Genomic DNA, 16,384 nt, shown 5'->3' on the forward strand with positions numbered 1-16,384 from the left:
CTCAGCGCCGTGGAGGCTCAGAATAGTCAAAAAAGTACCAATGGAGTGGCGCGAACATGGTGGCGAAGATCTTGTCGGCTCGATAGCTTGGCTGACATGAGGCCGAAACCGGACGGCGCGTCGTAGAGGGGACGCGCCTTGGCTTCAATACGGGAGGAGCAGCGATGAAACCCGATCTTGAAGTTGTGCAGATCAGGCCGGGCGAGTCTTTCACTGCCTGGTCGCACGGTTACCCGTTCCGCACGGTGCGCTGGCATTTCCATCCGGAATACGAACTGCATCTCATCGTCGCCACCCGCGGCCGCTATTTCGTCGGCGACTTCATCGGCGAGTTCGAGCCGGGCAATCTGGTGCTGACCGGCCCCAACCTGCCGCACAACTGGGTGAGCGATGTGCCGAAGGACGCGACGGTGCCGCTCCGCTGCCGCATCATTCAGTTCAATGAGGGCTTTATCGACGGCGCAATCAACACCTTCCCCGAGCTCGCGGCGCTGACGCCGGTGCTCGAAGCCTCGCGCCGCGGCGTGCTGTTCAGCCGCCAGACCAGCAAGCAGCTTGGCCCGCTGATGGAAGAGATCATGAATTCGCAAGGCGTGCGCCGCATCGAGCTGTTCATGATGATAATGGGTCTGCTCAGCCGCGCCGAAGGCGCGCGCATGCTGGCCAGCGCGAGCTACCTGCCCGATCCGTCGGGCTATATGTCGGCCGGCATCAACAAGGCGCTTGCCTATCTGCGCGAGAACCTGACCCAGCCCTTCAGCGAGACGGACCTGGCCGCCATCGCCGGCCAGTCGCCCAGTGTGTTCTCCCGCTCCTTCCGCCAGCACACCGGTATGACGCTGGTTCAGTATGTGAAGCGGCTGCGCATCAACCTGGCCTGCCAGATGCTGATGAGCGACGAGCAGGCTTCGATCACCAGCATCTGCTTCGAGGTCGGCTACAACACCCTTTCCAACTTCAACCGGCAGTTTCTCGCCGAAAAGGGCATGACGCCCTCGCATTTCCGGCGGCTGACACTGCACAACATCAACCTGGCGAAAGCGGCCTAGCCAGCCGGCACGACAAGCAGCGGCGTCGAATTGGCATGGGCAAACGTGCGCGGCAAGGCAAAGCTTTGCCTGGGCCGCTAGCCGGAACGGCAACACCGATAGGGAACGAAGGTGACATCACCGTCCGCGACCTTGTCATCCTGCGGCAAAGCAATGACCTATAGCAACCGAACGGATCGGGCGAAGGATCTGAAGTCATGAGCAGTCATTTCATCGGCATCGACATCGGCACCGGCAGTGCCCGCGCGGGCGTCTTCGACGAAGCGGGCGCCATGCTTGCGTCCGCCAAGGCCGACATCGCCACCTGGCATGCCGAGGGCCATATCGTCGAGCAATCGAGCAATGACATCTGGCGCGCCGTTGCTACGACCGTCCGCGAGGCGGTGTCGCTTGCCGGCATCTCGGCGCAGTCGGTGCATGGCATCGGCTTCGACGCCACCTGCTCGCTTGTCGTTCTAGGGCCGGGTGGCGAGCCGCTGACGGTCAGCCCGTCAGGGGATCGCGAGCGCAACATCATCGTCTGGATGGACCACCGCGCCACCGAGCAGGCGCGCAGGATCAACGGCACCGGCGAGGATGTGCTGCGCTATGTCGGCGGCACAATCTCGCCCGAGATGGAAACCCCGAAGCTCTTATGGCTCGCCGAGAACATGCCGCGGACCTTCGCCGCGGCATGGCAGTTCATGGATCTCGCCGATTTCCTCACCTGGCGCGCCACCGGCAGCCTGGCGCGCTCGACCTGCACGGTGACTTGCAAATGGACCTATCTCGCGCATGAGGCACGCTGGGATGATGGCTATTTTCGCAAGGTCGGGCTCGGCGCGCTCGCGGATGAGGAATTTGCCCGGATCGGCACCGAGGTCGTGGCGCCGGGGAGCGCGCTCCCCAACGGCTTGACGAGCGAGGCGGCGGCCGAGCTTGGCCTTTTGCCCGGAACGCCGGTCGCCGCCGGCATGATCGATGCCCATGCCGGCGGCATCGGCTCGGTCGGCGCGCGCGGCGGCGCCGGCGATGTGACCACGCGCATGGCCTATGTCTTCGGCACCTCGGCCTGCACCATGACGACGACCGAGCAGGCGGCTTTCGTGCCGGGCGTGTGGGGGCCTTATTTCTCCGCCATGGTGCCGGGGCTGTGGCTGAACGAAGGCGGCCAGTCGGCCGCGGGCGCCGCCATCGATCGCCTGGTCGGCATGCACCCCGCCGCCGTCGAGCTGGCCGGGATCGCGGCGCGAGGCGGCCAGAACCTCAGCCAGTGGCTGGCGCAGGAGGCGGAGCGGCATGGCGGTGCGGCGAAGGCGGACAGACTGGTCGGCGGCTTGCATGTCGTTCCCGAATTTCTAGGCAATCGTGCCCCCTTGGCCAATCCCGACGCGCGCGGACTGATCGCCGGCTTGGACATGGCGACCGGAGCCGACAGTCTCGTCGCGCTCTATGTCGCCGGCCTCTGCGGCCTCGGCTATGGCGCCCGCCAGATCCTGGCGGCCATGCGTGGCCGCGGCATCAAGATCGACACCATCGCCATCAGCGGCGGCGCAGGGCAGAGCCCGCTCGTGCGGCAGCTCATCGCCGACTCCACCGGCAAGGTGGTCTACGCGCCAACGTCCCCCGAGCCGGTGCTGCTCGGCTCAGCGATGCTCGGCGCGGTCGCCGCCGGGCGCCACTCCGACCTTCCCGCGGCCATGGCGGCGATGTCGGAGGTGGGCGAGGTCTATTCGCCGAACGCGGCGCTCGCTGCCTGCCACGACAGGCGCTTTGCCGCGTTCGAACGCCTGCAGGCTGCTGCGCTGTCAGTTTTGGCTGTGTGAGATATCCAGCCGTCGCCCGCCAACATTCACCGTCACTTGCCCTCTTGGGCCGGAACCATCGCCGGGCGGAGGGGTTGTGTCGTCAGACTTCGATACATGGAAGGAAAGACGATGCGGACATTGACGATGATGCTCGCTCTTTCGACCCTTGCCCTGGCGCAGCCGGTCTCGGCTCAACACGCCGATCCGCAACCGCCCCAGGTTCTGCCCCCGGCTGAACAACGTCGGCTCGACCGGGTGCAACCCGATCCGGGAAGTTCCGGCCAAACCGTTACCAACGTCGTGGTGGTGGCGATGGAGGACCTGCCCGCAGAGATCAAGGTCCAGGCCGAAGCCGTGGTCACCAGGACAACCGCCACGGACCTGGCCAGGCTGCAGAAATCGATCGATGCCTCGCCCGAGGCGGTATCGGTGCTGCATGCGAACGGGCTGAATTCCTCGCAGGTCGTCGCCGCCAACATGGATGGCGACGGCACGCTGACGCTGATCATCCAGACCACGACATGATCGGCGCCGCCGCGGGCGGTTGACCCGACTGCAGCGGCCAAACAAAACGAGAGTCCGCGAAGAGGCCGCCATGGCCGAAACCGCAATTCGCAACTTCACGCTCAACTTCGGACCGCAGCACCCCTCGGCGCATGGCGTGCTCAGGCTGGTGCTGGAACTCGACGGCGAGATCGTCGACCGCGCCGATCCGCATATCGGCCTACTCCACCGCGGCACCGAGAAGCTGATCGAATACAAGAACATCTGCAGGCCCTGCCCTATTTCGACCGGCTCGACTATGTGGCGCCGATGAACCAGGAGCATGCCTTCTGCCTCGCCGCCGAGAAGCTGCTCGAAATATCGGTTCCCCGGCGCGGACAGCTTATCCGCGTCCTGTTTTGCGAGATCGGCCGGCTGTTGTCGCACCTGCTCAACGTCACCACGCAGGCGATGGATATTGGCGCGCTGACGCCGCCGCTCTGGGGCTTCGCCGAGCGGGAGAAGCTGATGGTCTTTTATGAGCGCGCGTCGGGCGCGCGCATGCATGCCAACTATTTCAGGATCGGCGGCGTGCATCAGGATCTGCCGGGAGAGTTGCTCGACGACATCTGCAATTTCTGTGATCCCTTCCTGGGAACATTGAGCAATCTCGATGAACTCCTGACCGAAAACCGTATCTTCAAGCAGCGCAATGTCGACGTCGGTGTGATCGGACAGGACGATGCTTGGGCATGGGGTTTCTCCGGCCCGATGGTGCGCGGCTCGGGCGCGGCCTGGGATCTGCGCAAGGCGCAACCCTATGAATGCTATCCCGAAATGGATTTCGACATTCCGGTCGGCAAGCACGGCGACTGCTACGACCGCTATCTCGTGCGCATGGAGGAGATGCGGCAGTCGGTTAGGATCATGAGGCAATGTCTGGAGAAGCTGCGCTTGCCCGACGGGCACGGCCCGGTCGCCGTACCGAACCAGAAGATCACGCCGCCGCCGCGCGCCATCATGAAGCGTTCCATGGAGGCGACGATCCACCATTTCAAGCTGTACACCGAAGGGCTTCATGTGCCGCAGGGCGAGGTCTACGCCGCGGTGGAGGCGCCCAAAGGCGAATTCGGCGTCTATCTTGTCTCTGACGGCAGCAATGTTCCGTACCGCTGCAAGATACGTGCGCCGTCTTTCGCCCACCTTCAGGCGATGGACTTCCTGTCGCGCGGGCACATGATCGCCGATGTCGCGGCCATCATCGGATCGCTGGATATCGTGTTCGGAGAGATCGATCGCTGAGCGGAGGCGCGGCGCGGGCAGCCCTAAGAGCAATTCCAGACACAGTCCCAAACTTCGCGCGGGGAATTGCATCAACAGCCGAATGAGCGAAAGCAAAAAGATAGAGCGGTTCGACGTTCTCGCAAAACAGTGAATCGCTCTAGCTACCGACGGCTGGGGACAACAAACAACTCCCCTCCGTCTCCGATAAGGATTGAACCTGCCGCGGTTCTTCGAACCGCGGCAGTCGTCTTAGTGCATGAACACCGATCTCAGCCAGGCAAGAATGCCCGAGCCTGGAGAGATGGCCGCGCGAACGCGGGACGCCGCCCAGCGTGCCGGCAGATTGGCGCCGACATGGCAATGGCAGACGACCTCGTGCAGTTGCCAGTCGCTGAGTTCGAAGAAGCGCTTTGCTTCGCCGTAGGTGTCGTCCTTCAGGCCCTGAGCACGAAAGATCGGGTCTTCGAAGGCGACGGTAATCGGCGATCCGGTGGAACGCATCTTTTCGCGCACGTCGGGTGTGGCGTATTCGGTGCCCGCAAGCGCCATAAGGCGCCGGCCGGGATCCTGCTCGAGAAGTTGCGCCCAGCGCTCGAGGCGTTGGCCACGACTGGCGATGAGAACCGCTGCTTCAGCATGAACGTCGGCAACGGCATTGAGTTGGTCTACGGTTTGGTGCTTCAAGGCCGCCTCCTATGTCGGCAGATGATCACCCGCCCCGCAAACGGAACTAAGGCGCTGCATGGCGCCGGCAAGGGCGAAATGGGCGACGGGAAATCATTTGATCGTCATTCGTGTTCGACCCCGCCGAAACGCGGCGGGATGGCTGTGGAACCATCCCCGGTCGAGGCCGTTCTGCCATGCGTCAGCCGCCGGTGATCAGGTGTCGATGAAGCGTCGGATGAGGCGGCTCTACCCATCATGTTCTGGTCGGGCAGATACCGGTTGCCCAAACCGCATCTCGCGGACTGCTCCGCCAGCGCAACGAGGGACCACCTTATGGCTATTCTCCCCACTCCCGACCCGACGCCAACGCCGGTCCCCACGCCGCCGCCGTTTCCCGACCCAAAACCGATGCGCGAACCGGATCCGGAGAGGCTGCCGGACGAGGAACCCGTTCCCAATCCGGATGAGAACGACGTGCCTCCCAAGCACTCGGGTGCGCTCGGTGCAGGGCCACGAGGCCATATCGGTGCGGGACGTCATCGATGAGGCCGACCTCGGGCGCTCGACTGATTCGCGACACGTCGGCCGGTCGCGCCGCCGCGCATTGTAAAGCGGATTGAACGATCTAAAGCACCAAGCCGGCGTCTATTCAAACCGCGCCGGCGTCCAGGCTCCTCCAGCCGCGTTCGACTCCACTGCCGCCGCCAGGAACTTCACACCACGAGCGCCGTCGATGACGTCCGGCACCTGCGCCGCGCGCGCAACATCGACCGCAGCGCCCGCTCGATGCGCGCGGATGATGTCGGCGGCATCGCGGTAGAAATTGGCGAAGGCCTCGATATAACCCTCGGGATGCGCCGCCGGCATGCGCGAGACGCGCCGGGCTTCCGCCGTCGAGCCGTGGCCGCCGCGCACCAGCGTGCGGACCTCCTCCCCATACGGCGCGAAGCGCAGTTCCTCTGGCGGCGTGCCCGACCATTCGAGCCCGGCCGGTCGCCATAGATGCGCACCGAAAGATCGTTGCAGTGGCCGGGCGAAGTCTGGCTGGCGAGGATGGTGCCGCGCGCCCCGCCGGTCCAGCGCACCAGGACATGCGCGTTGTCGTCGAGGCGACGACCTGGCACGGCGGTGAAAAGGTCCGCCGATACGGCGTCAGCCTCGAAGCCGGAGATGAAGCTCGCCAGGTTGAAGGCGTGCACGCCGAAGTCGGCAAGCACCGCCGATTGCCCGGCGCGCGCAGGGTCGGTGCGCCATTCGGCCTGCTTCTGGGCTTGCGCGTCGATCGGCTGCGTCAGCCAGTCCTGGATGTAGGCACCGTGCACGGACAGGATGCGGCCGAGTTCGCCCGCTGCCACCATTTCGCGCGCCTGCCGCGCCATGGCGTAACCGGTGTTGTTCAATGTGACGAGGAAGCGGCGCTTCTTCGCCTTGGTGAGCGCCACCAACGCCTCAGCTTCGGCAAGCGTCGTCGACAGCGGCTTGTCGCAGATGACGTCGATGCCGGCTTCCAGGAAAGCAGTGGCGATCGGCGCATGCAGATGGTTGGGCGTGACGATGACCACCGCCTCGATGCCGCCCGTCCGCGCCGCTTCGGCCTTTGCCATCGCATGGTAGTCGTCATAGCTGCGCTCCGGCGCGATGCCGATCTCGGCGGCCGATGCCGCGGCGTTTTCGGCATCCGAGGACAGCGCACCCGCCACCAGCAGGATCTGGTCGTCGAGCCGCATGGCCAACCGATGAACCGCGCCGATGAAGGCGTTGCGACCGCCGCCGACCATGCCGACCGTCAGGCGCTTGCGTAAGGTTCCGTCAGCGGTTGCGTAGACCATGGTTCGGGTCCTCCCGGATGCCGTCCAGCACAGGGACTATAGGAGGCGCCTCGCCAATTTCGAACAGCCTTTCCAAATTTTTGTTTTGTAAAACGATCGTGCCGCACTAGCCTTGTGCGAGACCGGTGGAGGAGGGTTCGGATGGTGAAGGGTCGCATGGCTACCCGCCGGCTTGTCGAGGCGATGGAAGCAAGACAATCGCTTCAAGTTTTGAATTCTCCCCTTTTTCCAACCGTCGGCGACTCGCGATCTTCACCGCAAGTTCGGGTCGCCTCACGTACAACAGCTCAAATCCGGCCCATCTTATGAGCGGCGCACGAACCTCACCCGGCGAGAGCGTTCCCCGTAAACGCGGCCGTTCGCTGGCGGCACTTGGCTACACGAAACCACAAACCTATGAGGAGCTGCGCGCGGTGCTCTCTTCCGGCACGGTGCATTTCCCGAAAAGGATGCGCCAAGTCGCCATCTTCCTATGGCAGCATCCGAGCGACGTTGCGCTCGGCACCATCGCTCAGGTGGCGGCGCAGGCAGGCGTGCAGCCCTCGACGCTGGTACGCTTCGCGCAGATCTTCGGCTATGCCGGCTTTTCCGACTTCCAGGGCCTGTTCAAGGACCATTTGAAAGGCTCCTGGCCGGAAGGACGCACGCGCGACAACAAGGAACCGGCAGCAGCCGAACCCCACGCCGACTTGCATTTCCTCAACGGCATGGTCGGCGCCTCGCAGGCTTCGCTCAACCGCATCGGCAATGGCTTCGACACCGACAGCTTCGAAAAGATGGCCGACCTGCTGGCGGGAGCCGAGCTGATCTATGTGATCGGCAGCAAGCGCGCTTTCCCGGTCACCACCTATCTGTCGCTGACGCTGTCGCAACAGGGCGTGCGCAACGTCTTGGTCGACAATGTCGGCTCGACCGCGCTCGATCAACTCGGCTGCATAAGCCAGCGCGACGCGGTGCTCGCCGTTTCCTTCAGCCCTTACAACTCGATCACCCCAGACCTGGTCGCCCTCGCGCATGATCGCGGAGCACGCATCGTCGCCATCACCGACAGCACCTTCTCACCGCTGGTGAAACTCTCCGACACCTGGCTGGAAGTGGTGGAACAGGACTTCGCAGGCTTCCGCTCGCTCGCCGCTTCGCTCGCCGTCGGCATGGCTTTGGTCCACGGCGTCGTCGCGCGGCGGACAGGCTGATCGGCGCAGTTGACTGCAAGGAACTGCTGTTCCATATTCGAGAAAATAGAAACTTTGTTCCGGGAGGAGGAATGGAGGTTCGGCTCGACGGCAAGGTCTTGTTGATCACCGGTTCGACGCAAGGGATCGGCCGCGCGATTGCCTGGACGGCCGCCCGTTCCGGCGCCGAAGCTTTGCTGATCACCGGCCGCAACCGGCAGCGCGGCGACGCGGTCGCGGCGGAACTGTCGGCGATCGGGGCGCCGTCCGCTTTCCTGGCAGCCGACCTCGGCGACCCGGAGACTCCGGCCCTGCTCGCCGCCGCATGCACCGAGCGCTTCGGCCGCATCGACGGGCTGGTCAATGCAGGGGCTCTGACCGACCGGACCTCCTTCGTCGATGCCGGCCTCGACGACTGGACATCATTGTTCGCCGTCAATGCGCGTGCGCCGTTCTTCCTGATGCAGGCGGCGATCGCCGACATGAAAAAGCGCGGACAAGGCGGCGCCATCGTCAACATCCTGTCGATCAATGCGCATTGCGGCGCGCCGGACCTCGCCGTCTATTCCGCCACCAAGGGCGCTCTGGCGACGCTGACCAAGAATGCCGCCAACGCGCACCGCTTCGATCGCATCCGCGTCAACGGCATCAATGTCGGCTGGACCGACACGCCCGCCGAACGCGTCATGCAGGCCGAAACGCTCGGCCACGGCCCGGGCTGGCTAGACGCGGCCAATGCCGCGCAGCCCTTCGGCCGGCTACTCTCCGTTGCCGACGTAGCGAACCTCGCCGTCTTCCTGCTTTCCGACGCGGCCGGGCCGATGACCGGCGCGCTGATCGACCAGGAGCAATGGGTGATCGGAGCGAACCGGTGAGCATCTCACCCTCCGCCAATCTCGGCCCCACCCTGCTCGGCGTTGTGCCGCCTGAAGTCCGCAGACCGGCTTACGCTCGCTCGGCGCTGCAACCGGGCATTGCCCATATCGGCGTCGGCGCCTTTCACCGCTGCCACCAGGCTGAATACACCGATGACCTCCTGGCGGACGATTTCGACCGCTGGGGACTGGTCGGCATCAACATCCGGCCTCCCGTGCTCGCCGCGACGCTCGGCCGGCAGGACGGCCTCTATACGCGGCTCATCCGTCAGAACAACGAGGTCGAGGCCCGCGTCATCGGCAGCATCGTCCGCGTGGTCGACAGCCAGCACAGCGCCGCGCCCGCACTCGAGGTGCTCGCCTCGCCCGATATCGAGATGGTCACGATGACGGTGACCGAAAAGGGCTATTGCCACATCCCGTCGAGCGGCGCGCTCGACCTAGACCATCCCGACATTGTCCACGACCTCGCCAACCCTGAGGCCCCGCGCAGCGTGCCCGGCATCCTGGCACGAGCGCTTGAGCTGCGCATGGGCTCGCATGGCCGCCCGGTGACGCTGCTTTCCTGCGACAACATCCCGGCCAACGGCACTATCCTCGGCAATGTCGTGCAGACATTCGCCGAGCGGCGCGGCAACGGCTTGGCGGACTGGATCGCCGCCAATGTCGCCTTCCCCTCGGCCATGGTCGACCGCATCGCGCCGGCAACGACCGAGGCCGACATCGACGCGGTGGAACAGCGCTTCGGCTATCGCGACAGCGCCGTCGTCGTCGGCGAGCGCTTTCGGCAATGGGTGATCGAGAACCGCTTCGCCGGCCGCGTGCCGCGCTGGGACCGCGTCGGCGCCGTTTTCGTAGACGACGTCACGCCGTTCGAGCATCTCAAGATGCGGGTGCTGAACGGCGCCCAGACGGCACTCAGCTATCTTGGCGTTTTGGGCGGCTTCGAGCACACATCGGACGCCATGGCCGACCCGTTGCTTGCCACCTTCGTCCGCCGCATGCTGACGGAAGAGACGCTGCCGACACTGATGCCCGTGCCCGGCATCTCGCCGTCGGCCTATGTCGAGCAAAGCCTTTCGCGCCTCGCCAACACGGCGATCCGCCACCGCAATCACCAGATTGCTACCGACGGCTCGCAGAAGATCGTCCAGCGCCTGCTCAACCCGGTCAGTGATCGCCTGGCTAAGGGCCAAAGCAGCGCGCTGCTGTCGGTTCCGATCGCGGGCTGGATGGCCTATCTGATCAAGGCATCGTCGCGCTTCGGCCGCGCCTGGCAGGTGTCCGATCCTTTTGCCGAAAAGATTGCGGCCATCGCCGACCGCGTTGGTTCGGACAGCAAGGCCCTTGCCAATGCAATCCTTGCCGTCGAAGCCATCTTTCATCCGTCACTTGCCGCCAGCGACATGTTCCATGCAAATGTCGTCACCAGCCTCGATGGTTTGCTGTCAGATGATCCGATGGCCTTTGTCAGACATGTGTGCGCTGACCCAACAGACGAACGGTTGAAGCGACCAGCACGATCTGCATAGTACGAAGCGGGAGGCATCATGAAGCTTGGACTGCTCACGGCACCATTTCCGGATATTGCCCTCGGCGATGTCGCCGACTGGGCGAACTCGGCCGGCTTCGAAGCGCTCGAGATCGCCTGCTGGCCGAAGACTTCGGGCGCCAGCCGCCGCTATGCAGGCACCAGCCATATCGACGCCGCCGGCACCTCCCCCGCGCAAGCCAAGGACATTGCGGCCGAGCTCGCCGGCAAGGGCCTGACGATCTCCGGTCTCGGTTTCTATCCCAATCCGTTGCATCCCGATCAGGCGCATCGCGATGCGGTGATCGATCACCTGAAGAAGGTGATCGTGCTGGCAAGCCGAATCGGTGTCTCGCTCGTCAACACCTTCTGCGGCGGCGACGCCTCGAAGACTGTCGACGACAACTGGCAGGCCGCGCAGAAAATCTGGCCCGCGATCATCGCCCACGCGCGCGAGCACGGCGTCAAGCTCGCCTTCGAGAACTGCCCGATGATCTTCAGCTATGACGAATGGCCGGGCGGACACAACATCGCCTATTCGCCCTATGTCTGGCGCCGGATTCTCGAGGCCTGGGGCGGCGACGTCGGCATGAATTTCGACCCCTCGCATCTCGTCTGGCAGATGATCGACAAGGAACGCTTCATCCGCGAGTTCGGCCCGCACATGCTGCATGTGCATGCCAAGGACCTGATGATCGATCATGATGGTTTGTATGAGCGCGGGATCCTTTCCGCAGGCATAGGCTGGCAGGTGCCACGCATGCCGGGGCTTGGCGACATCAACTGGAGCAGCATCTTTTCGGGCCTTTACCGGGCTGGATATGACGGGCCGGTGGTCATCGAGCATGAGGACCGCCGGTTCGAGGGAAGCGACGAGAAGGTCAAGCGCGGTTTTCTGCTGGCTCGCGACGTGCTGCGCCCCTTCGTCAAATGAGGGGACAAACGGCTAGGCTTCGATCGCTTCGGAGCCCAGGAACTGAAATCAATGTGGAGGAGCACTGAAATGAAGAAATACCTGACCATGGCCCCGCTGCTTGCCGGCGCTGCCTTGCTTGCTTCGGTGGGCGTGTCGTCCGCCGAAGGCAAATACACGATCGGCATCTCCAACACCGTGCAGGGCAATGGCTGGCGTGAGGAAATGATCTGCGCCATGAAGGCCCAGGCGCTCGCCTCCGGCGAAGTGGCGAAGCTCAACATCGCCCACCGCAACACCGACGCCGCCGGCCAGCTCGAGGACATCCGCAATCTGATCAGCGCCAAGGTAAACGCCATCGTCGTCAACCCGGCCGATCCGGCCGGCATCAAGGCCGGTCTGGAGGAAGCCACCAAGGCCGGTATCGTCGTCGTCGCTGTCGACCAGGCGGTGACCGAGCCGTCCGCATACATCATCTCCAACAACCAGGAACAGTATGCCTATCTCGGCGCCAAGTGGCTGTTCCAGCAGATGGGCGGCAAGGGCGAGGTGCTGTACATGCGCGGCGCCGCCGGAGCTTCCGCCGACAGCGACCGCGACAAGGGCTTCAAGAAGGCGCTGGCCGAATTCCCCGACGTGAAGGTCGCGCAGGAAGTCTTCACCGGCTGGCAGCAGGATCAGGCCAAGCAGCAGATCCTGTCCTTCCTCGCCACCGGAACGCCGATCAACGGCATTTGGACCTCCGGCATCGACAACGTCATCGTCGACGCTCTGGTCGAGCAGCAGGCGCCGATGGTGCCGGTTGTCGGCGCCGACAATGCCGGCTTCGTCGGTCAGTTGAACACGGTTAAGGGTCTGGTCGGCGCTGCCGTCACCAATCCCGGCTCGATCGGCGGCGCCGGCGTTTCGCTCGCACTGCAGATCCTCGACGGCAAGAAGCCGGCGCAGCAAACCGTTCTGGTCGAGCCGCAGCTCTGGGAAAATGTCACGGAGGAAGGCAAGGCCAAGCTGAAGGCGGCCGCCGACCCGTCGCTCAGCCCCGAATGGCCGGTCTCGATCTCTATCCCGGACTGGACCACCTACACCAAGGAGCAGATCGTCGCCTGCAAGGGTCCGGGCGAATAGTCGCCTGAGCGACTTCAACTCCGCAGATGTCGCAAAAAGCATCCTACGGTTTTGCGATAAGGAGCTGCGGCAGATAGGGTCGCCGGGACGGCAGGTGCGAACCTGCCGTCCTCGGTGCTTGATGCGAGAACGCTGGTTTTGACGACGAACGAATTGCCGAACAATACATTGCTGGACGCCACCGGCGTGGCGAAGAATTACGGCGCGGTGTCGGCGCTGCGTGACGCATCATTGTCGGTGCTGCCGGGCGAAGTGCATGCGCTGATGGGCGCCAACGGCGCCGGCAAGTCGACCCTTGTTAAGATCCTGACCGGTGCGATCCCGGCGGATGCCGGCCGCATCCTGATCCGCGGCGAAGCTCGCGATGTCCGCTCTCCGGCCGCCGCGCGTCGCGCCGGCCTGCTGCCGGTCTACCAGGAACCGGCGCTGATCCCTGACCTCGATGTGCTTTGCAATCTCAGGCTCACTGGCACGCCGGTCGAGCCGTTCCGCGCCTGGGTGCGCGAGCTCGGCATTCCGAACCTCGACATACGCGAGACCGCGCGCGACATCCCGCTGGCCGTCCTGCGCGTGCTCGACCTGGCGCGCGCTTTAGCCGTCGAGCCCGACGTTCTGCTGCTCGACGAGATGACGGCCGCGCTGCCGGCCAACCTTGCCGAAAAGGTGCTGGAAGTCGTGCGCCGCCAGGGCGACAGCGGCCGCTCGGTCATCTTCATCTCGCACCGTTTCGTCGAGATCTCGGCGCTGTGCGACCGAGCCACGGTGCTGCGCGACGGCGCAACCGTCGGCGTGGTCGACATCGAGCCCGGAGTCGAGGAAAAGATCGTCGAGATGATGCTTGGCGCCCGTATCGAGAAGACCAGCGTCGCCGCGGCGCGCACGGCAAGCGAAGCGCCGGTGGTGAAGGACAGCCACCCTCGGCTTTCGGTCCGCAACCTGCAGCTCGGCACGAAGCTGCATGACGTCTCTTTCGATCTCGCCAATGGCGAGGTGGCCGGCGTCGTCGCGCTCGAGGGCCAGGGCCAGGACGAGCTCTTCGCCGCCCTTGCCGGCTCGATCCGCCCGGCCGGCGGCACGATCGCCGTCGATGGCGCGCCGGTGAAGTTCTTCCATCCAAGCGATGCCATCCAGGCCGGCCTCGCCTACGTGCCGGGTGACCGCACAGAGGCTTTAGCCATGCAACGTTCGGTGCGCGAGAACATCGCGCTGCCTTTCAGCGCTGCGCTGCGCAAATGGGGACCGATCAAGGTGCGCCGGGAGCATATGGTGGTTTCAAGCGCCATCGCCCGGCTGCAGATCGACACCCGCGCGCAGGGCGAGGTCCAGCGCCTTTCCGGCGGCAACCAGCAGAAGGTGACGATTGCCCGCTGGATCGCGGCAGATGCCCGCACCATCCTCTGCTTCGACCCGACGCGCGGCATCGATGTCGGCACCAAGCAGGAAATCTACAAATTGCTGCGCGAGCTCGCCGGCCTCGGCAAATCGGTCCTCTTCTACACATCCGAGCTGGAGGAAGTGCAGCGTGTCTGCGACCGCGTCATCGTCATCTTCGGCGGCCGTGTCGTCGACACCTTCCCGGTCGAGCTCGCCGACGAGCCGGCTCTGATGCGGGCCGCCTACGGCCTGCCGCGCGGCGCCAGGGCGGATGTCGGCATCCTTGCCGATGTCAGGCCAACGTCCGACGCGGAGACCGCGCCATGATGCGCTTCCTGCGCCGCCAGGGCTGGGTCGCCGGCCTGCTCGCCCTGCTCGTATTCCTGTTCGTCGTCACCAAGCTGATCCAGCCGGGCTACGGCAGCGGCGACTTCGGCTCGCTGGCGCGGGCGGTTCTGCCCTACGCCTTCGCCGTCGCGGCGCAGACTGTGGTGGTCATCGCCGGCGGCATCGACTTGTCAGTGGCCGCCATGATGGCGCTGACCAGCGTCACCGCCGCCTCGATGATGAACGGCGCCAGCGAGGAGTATGCGTACTTCGTCGTGCCCTTCGTGCTGGCCATGGGCCTTGTGCTCGGCGCGCTAAACGGCCTCCTAATCGTCGTGACCCGAGTGCCGGATATCGTGGTTACTTTGGCCACGCTATTCGTCCTGCAAGGCGCGGCGCTCCTGGTGCTTGACGCGCCCGGCGGCGCAGCCGCCGAGTGGCTGAAGGCCACCGTCGTCGGCACCATGCCGATCCCCGGCCTGCCGGATTGGGCCGATGCCTGGGTCCCAAAGGCGCTGGTGCTGCTGCTTGTCTGCCTCTTCGTCATCTGGATCCCGCTCAGGCGCTCGCGGCTTGGCCTTTCCATCTACGCCATCGGCAGCAACGAGCTCGCCGCCTTCCGCAGCGGCGTGCCGGTGGCCCGCACCAGGATCGTCGCTTACGCGCTCTCCGGCCTGTTCGCAGCACTTGGCGGGCTGTCGCTCACCATCAGCACCGGCATCGGCGCGCCGATTCCCGGTCCCTATCTGCTGGCCAGCGTCGCGGCGGTGGTGCTGGGCGGCGTCGCGCTCGGTGGCGGCAAGGGAGGGCTGCTCGGGCCGATCATCGCCGTCTTCGTGCTCAGGCTGGTGCGCACCGACCTGACGCTTCTGGCCATCGATCCCAACGTCACGGCCATCATCGAGGGCGCGATCATGGTCGCCGTGGTGATGTTCGGCGCCTTCATCACCATCCGGGGCCGCCCGGCAGGAGCAACACCATGACGAACAGCGCGACCATGCCCCAGCCGGTCTCGCTCGGCCGCCGCCTGAAGCGCTTCATGGCAGACCGGCCGCTCATCCCGCTGATCATCCTGCTCGTCATCCTGGTGCTGATCCTGCAGGTTCTTCGCCCCGGGATCGTCAATGAACGCTGGATCGCCAACACCGCCAAGTTCGCCATTCCGCTGGCAATCCTCGCCGGTTGTCAGACCATGACGATGCTCACCGGCGGCATCGACCTCTCGGTCGGCACGGTGGCGACGATGAGCGCCTTCATCATGGCGACGCAAATCGTCAACCAGGATCCGACGGTGGCTTTCATCCTCGCCATGCTGCCGGCGGTGCTGATCGGCCTCGTCAACGGCGTCGGCGTCGGCGTCTTCCGCGTCCATCCGCTGATCATGACGCTCGGCACCAGCCTGATCGGCACCGGCTTCCTGCAGGTCTACCAGCGCACCGTGATCGCCTCCGGCGCCAAGATTCCGGATTTCCTCAACTGGCTGGGCACCGGCCTCACTTACGGCTTCCCCAACGCGCTCTTCCTGTTCGTGCCGGTGGCGGTGCTGATCGTCTTCACCTTGAACCGTACAGGCTTCGGCCGCCTGCTCTACGCCGTCGGCGACAATGAGCGCGCTGCACGGCTTTCGGGCGTCCGCTACTGGCAGGTGATCACGGCGCTCTATGTCATCTCCAGCCTGCTCGCCGGCATCACCGGCCTGCTCTATATCGGCCTGATCAAGGCGCCCTCGCTGTCGCTCGCCGAGCCGCTGGTGCTACCTTCGGTGGCTGCCGCCGTCATCGGCGGCACCTCGATCTTCGGCGGCCGCGGCGGCTATATGGGAACCATTGTCGGCGCGCTGATCCTGACGGTGCTGACGACGCTGCTCACCATCCTGCATATGCCCGAAGGCGGCCGCCGCATCCTCTTCGGCTTCATCGTGCTGTTCGTGACCGCGGCCTATTTGAGGATCATCGAGGACAGGTAACAG

12 protein-coding genes and 2 pseudogenes are annotated in these 16,384 nt (G+C 64.9%); 12 read left to right on the forward strand and 2 right to left on the reverse strand.

The window, feature by feature from the left end; genetic code table 11:
- Positions 1 to 164: 164 nt before the first annotated feature.
- The 4 genes and pseudogenes from CK224_RS24140 to CK224_RS24155 all read left to right on the forward strand — a co-directional run bounded on the left by CK224_RS24140 (position 165) and on the right by CK224_RS24155 (position 4,621).
- On the forward strand, positions 165 to 1,049 hold the full coding sequence (locus CK224_RS24140; RefSeq protein ID WP_067003926.1) for an AraC family transcriptional regulator: 885 nt from the start codon (positions 165 to 167) through the stop codon (positions 1,047 to 1,049).
- Between the two features lie 197 nt (positions 1,050 to 1,246).
- Positions 1,247 to 2,854: an FGGY-family carbohydrate kinase gene (locus CK224_RS24145; RefSeq protein WP_095783494.1), complete on the forward strand. Its 1,608-nt coding sequence runs from the start codon at positions 1,247 to 1,249 to the stop codon at positions 2,852 to 2,854.
- 126 nt (positions 2,855 to 2,980) lie between these two features.
- Positions 2,981 to 3,361 carry a hypothetical protein gene (locus CK224_RS24150; RefSeq protein WP_245426190.1) on the forward strand — a complete coding sequence of 127 codons (381 nt, stop codon included), beginning with the start codon at positions 2,981 to 2,983 and terminating at the stop codon, positions 3,359 to 3,361.
- A gap of 70 nt (positions 3,362 to 3,431) precedes the next feature.
- Positions 3,432 to 4,621 (forward strand): annotated as a pseudogene (locus tag CK224_RS24155) (NADH-quinone oxidoreductase subunit D).
- Positions 4,622 to 4,852: 231 nt separating this feature from the next.
- Here CK224_RS24155 and CK224_RS24160 read toward each other — a convergent pair.
- Together CK224_RS24160 and CK224_RS24170 are read right to left on the reverse strand one after the other, a co-directional pair.
- Positions 4,853 to 5,287 (reverse strand): hypothetical protein, encoded by a 435-nt coding sequence (locus CK224_RS24160; protein ID WP_067003930.1) that lies wholly within the window; start codon positions 5,285 to 5,287, stop codon positions 4,853 to 4,855.
- A gap of 627 nt (positions 5,288 to 5,914) precedes the next feature.
- Positions 5,915 to 7,098 (reverse strand): annotated as a pseudogene (locus tag CK224_RS24170) (Gfo/Idh/MocA family oxidoreductase).
- Between the two features lie 305 nt (positions 7,099 to 7,403).
- Between CK224_RS24170 and CK224_RS24175 the strand changes: the two are divergent.
- The 8 genes from CK224_RS24175 to CK224_RS24210 all read left to right on the forward strand — a co-directional run bounded on the left by CK224_RS24175 (position 7,404) and on the right by CK224_RS24210 (position 16,381).
- A complete protein-coding gene (locus CK224_RS24175; protein ID WP_095783495.1) occupies positions 7,404 to 8,291 on the forward strand; it encodes a MurR/RpiR family transcriptional regulator in 888 nt (295 codons plus the stop codon).
- A gap of 71 nt (positions 8,292 to 8,362) precedes the next feature.
- Complete coding sequence (locus tag CK224_RS24180; RefSeq protein ID WP_095783496.1) at positions 8,363 to 9,145, forward strand: SDR family oxidoreductase; 783 nt, start codon at positions 8,363 to 8,365, stop codon at positions 9,143 to 9,145.
- The gene (locus tag CK224_RS24185; RefSeq protein ID WP_245426176.1) at positions 9,142 to 10,677 is read left to right on the forward strand and encodes a mannitol dehydrogenase family protein; all 1,536 of its coding nucleotides are present in this window, start codon (positions 9,142 to 9,144) and stop codon (positions 10,675 to 10,677) included. The genes CK224_RS24180 and CK224_RS24185 overlap by 4 nt, the downstream gene beginning before the upstream one ends.
- An 18-nt stretch (positions 10,678 to 10,695) precedes the next feature.
- On the forward strand, positions 10,696 to 11,610 hold the full coding sequence (locus CK224_RS24190; RefSeq protein ID WP_095783498.1) for a sugar phosphate isomerase/epimerase: 915 nt from the start codon (positions 10,696 to 10,698) through the stop codon (positions 11,608 to 11,610).
- Between the two features lie 69 nt (positions 11,611 to 11,679).
- Positions 11,680 to 12,714, forward strand: coding sequence for an ABC transporter substrate-binding protein (locus CK224_RS24195; RefSeq protein WP_095783499.1), 1,035 nt, complete (start codon positions 11,680 to 11,682; stop codon positions 12,712 to 12,714).
- Between the two features lie 153 nt (positions 12,715 to 12,867).
- On the forward strand, positions 12,868 to 14,415 hold the full coding sequence (locus CK224_RS24200) for a sugar ABC transporter ATP-binding protein (protein WP_095783598.1): 1,548 nt from the start codon (positions 12,868 to 12,870) through the stop codon (positions 14,413 to 14,415).
- Positions 14,412 to 15,398, forward strand: a complete 987-nt coding sequence (locus CK224_RS24205; RefSeq protein ID WP_067003944.1) for an ABC transporter permease — start codon at positions 14,412 to 14,414, stop codon at positions 15,396 to 15,398. The genes CK224_RS24200 and CK224_RS24205 overlap by 4 nt, the downstream gene beginning before the upstream one ends.
- Positions 15,395 to 16,381: an ABC transporter permease gene (locus CK224_RS24210; RefSeq protein WP_067003946.1), complete on the forward strand. Its 987-nt coding sequence runs from the start codon at positions 15,395 to 15,397 to the stop codon at positions 16,379 to 16,381. The genes CK224_RS24205 and CK224_RS24210 overlap by 4 nt, the downstream gene beginning before the upstream one ends.
- The last annotated feature ends 3 nt before the right edge of the window (positions 16,382 to 16,384 follow it).

The organism is Mesorhizobium sp. WSM3862 (assembly GCF_002294985.1).
In the GTDB taxonomy this organism is placed as follows: domain Bacteria; phylum Pseudomonadota; class Alphaproteobacteria; order Rhizobiales; family Rhizobiaceae; genus Mesorhizobium.